Genomic DNA, 2,537 nt, shown 5'->3' on the forward strand with positions numbered 1-2,537 from the left:
CACCAGCGCTGCGCGACCACCCCAACCGGCGTCCTCGCAGCACCGGGTGTGGGCTCGCAACCCGCCGGCGCGCTGCGAGGCCACGCCAGCGCTGCGAGGCCACGCCAGCGCTGCGAGGCCACGCCAGCGCTGCGAGGCCACGCCAGCGCTGCGAGGCCACGCCAGCGCTGCGTCTCACCGAGCGAGCGCGGCTCTCGCCCAACCCGGCCGCACGAGCGCGGCTTTCGTCCAACCCGGCCGCGGGCGTACCCGCGCAGGGAGATCGTTTCGTCGGACGAGCGCGGCTTTCGTCCAACCCCGTCGCACGAAAGCGGCTCTCGTCCAATCGCCGCCCACCGCCCCCGTCGAGAACGAACTTGTCGTGATCAACAGGGCCTGTTGATCACGACAACTTCGTTCTCGACGGGGGGTGGCCGAGGTGGGTGCGGTACATGGCGGTGAAGGCGCTCGGTGTCGCGTAGCCGACGGCGAGCGCCACCGCCGTGACCGGCTCGCCCGCGGCGAGGAGTTCGGTCGCCAGCAGCAGGCGCAGGCGCTGCCGCCAGCGGGAGATCGTCAGGCCGGTCTCGGCGAGGAACAGCCGTTCCAGGGTCCGGATGCTGGCGCCCTCGGCCAGTGCGCGCAGCGGGAGCGTGGTCGCCGGGTCGGCGCGGAGGGCGTCGGCGAGGGCGAGTGCGCGGGGGTCGGTGGGGAGCGGGAGGACCTCGGGGGCGGACGGGGCGAGGGCGAGCCGGTCGCCGAGGACCTCCAGGAGCCTGCGGTGCGCGGGGCGGTCGCGGCGCAGCGGGCTGTCGCGGACGGCCTGCAGGATCAGCTCGTGCAGCAGCGGGGCCACGTCGACGGCGGTCGGTCGAGCGGCGAGCCGGGGTGGGCCGGCGAGGTACAGGGTGCGCAGGGCGACCCGCCGGTGCACGACGACGCGGGCGCGCCAGCCGTCGGGCAGCCACAGTGCCCGGTGCGGCGGCAGCACCCGCACCTCCGCTCGGCCAGGACCCAGCGCGCCGCCGGTCTCCACCCGCATCGACCCGGTCGCGGCGTGCACCAGCTGGTGCCACCCCGGCTCGGTGGGCAGCGCGAACGCCCCGCCGGGCATGGTCACCGAGAAGGACCGGGCCAGCAGGTCGTCGTCGGTCGGTTGACGCATCCGCGACAGTTTCCGCCGTCCGAACGACGGTGCGCCAGCCGAGACGGGCCCATCCTGAACGACATGAGCTCCGTCCTGCGCCACTTCGCGCTGAACGCCACCGACGTCCCGGCCGCCCAGCGGTTCTACGCGGCCACCTTCGGCTGGGCCTTCGAGCCGTGGGGTCCGCCCGGCTTCTTCCACATCCGCACCGGCTCCGCCGATGCCGACAGCCAGGTGCGGGGCGCCCTGCAGCGCCGCCGCGAGCTGCTGCCCGGCGGCCGGATGCTCGGTCTGGAGGGCACCTTCGACGTCGACGACCTGCCCGCCGTGCTGCGGGCCGCCCGGGCGAGCGGCGGGCGGGTGCTGGCCGAGCCGGCCACCATCGCCGGCGTCGGCACCCTGGCCTGGCTCGCCGACCCGGACGGCAACGCGGTCGGCGCCATGCACGTCGACCCCGAGGCCGAGTAGTCCCCGCGACCGGGGTCGCGCTCGGGGTCATCCCCGATACCCGGGGTCCTCGGCCGGGCGACGATGAGTGCCATGACCACCTCGCTGAGCACGTCGACGGCGGTGAGCACCGGGTCGGTCCTGCTGGCCGGGGCCGGTGCCCAGTTCGTCGACGACATCGCCATCGCCGTGCTGCCGTTCGACGCCGTCCTCGCGCCGCTGAGCGGCCTGATCGCGATCCTGCTGACCGCGGGCGCGGCCCGCTACCTGACGCGCGGCAAGCAGGGCGCCGCCATCGCCCGCACCGGCCTCGCCGTCGGTGGCGTGTCCGCGGTCGTCGGGCTGCTCGTCGGCGGGCTCGGGCTGGTCGCGATCCTGCTCGGCATCGTCACCGTGGTGGCCGGCGTGGCCGGTGCCGCGGCCGGGCGGCGGCAGGTGGGGCCCGCCTGACCACATGATCGGAGGTCGTTCGCGCGGGTGGGGAACCCGCGAGCGGCTGACGTGGGGGGAGAGGTCGACCCCGTCGGCTCGGGGGAGCCGGCGGGGTCGACGTGTGCCCGGCCACCCCTCGGGACCGGCCGCGGGGTGGGTCAGGCCGGCAGCGCGTCCGCCGCGGCGGCGTCCCGGGGGACCGCCCCGGCCAGCAGCTCGCCCAGCCGGTGGCGCAGGCGGCGGTCGTCGGTGGGGGCGACGGTCGTCCACTCCACGCCGTCCTCGCCGGTGCTGCGGGTGAGCAGGTAGCGCCCGGGGGCGCCGTCCAGGACGACGAGGACGCCGCCGGCGCGGGTGGTGCCGCCCCAGCGGTCGCCGGTGAGCGCGACCAGCTGGGCCCGCCGCTCGGTCCCGCCCAGCATCCGGGCCAGCCGGCCGGCGTCGGCGGCCGAGGCGCCGTTGTTCACCAGCGCGGCGCGCAGCCCGCCCACCGCGGCCAGCGGCGACGTCCCCCGGGCCGGGCCGGGCGGCG

The 2,537-nt window shown here is 76.9% G+C and carries 4 protein-coding genes; 2 read left to right on the forward strand and 2 right to left on the reverse strand.

Annotated features, from left to right (window positions below; genetic code table 11):
* Positions 1–382 precede the first annotated feature (382 nt).
* Positions 383–1,144 carry an AraC family transcriptional regulator gene (locus tag KIK08_RS38580; protein ID WP_214408259.1) on the reverse strand — a complete coding sequence of 254 codons (762 nt, stop codon included), beginning with the start codon at positions 1,142–1,144 and terminating at the stop codon, positions 383–385.
* A 63-nt stretch (positions 1,145–1,207) separates the two neighbouring features.
* Here KIK08_RS38580 and KIK08_RS38585 point away from each other — a divergent pair, with 63 nt between their 5' ends.
* The gene (locus KIK08_RS38585) at positions 1,208–1,594 is read left to right on the forward strand and encodes a VOC family protein (RefSeq protein WP_214408260.1); all 387 of its coding nucleotides are present in this window, start codon (positions 1,208–1,210) and stop codon (positions 1,592–1,594) included.
* Positions 1,595–1,666: 72 nt separating this feature from the next.
* Positions 1,667–2,023, forward strand: a complete 357-nt coding sequence (locus KIK08_RS38590; protein ID WP_214408261.1) for a hypothetical protein — start codon at positions 1,667–1,669, stop codon at positions 2,021–2,023.
* A gap of 140 nt (positions 2,024–2,163) precedes the next feature.
* On the opposite strand, the gene KIK08_RS38595 is transcribed toward KIK08_RS38590, so the two are convergent.
* A partial coding sequence (locus tag KIK08_RS38595) for an ESX secretion-associated protein EspG (RefSeq protein WP_214408262.1) occupies positions 2,164–2,537 on the reverse strand: 374 nt, incomplete at its 5' end.

The sequence above is a fragment of the Pseudonocardia lacus genome (assembly GCF_018531445.1).
Taxonomy (GTDB): Bacteria; Actinomycetota; Actinomycetes; order Mycobacteriales; family Pseudonocardiaceae; genus Pseudonocardia; species Pseudonocardia lacus.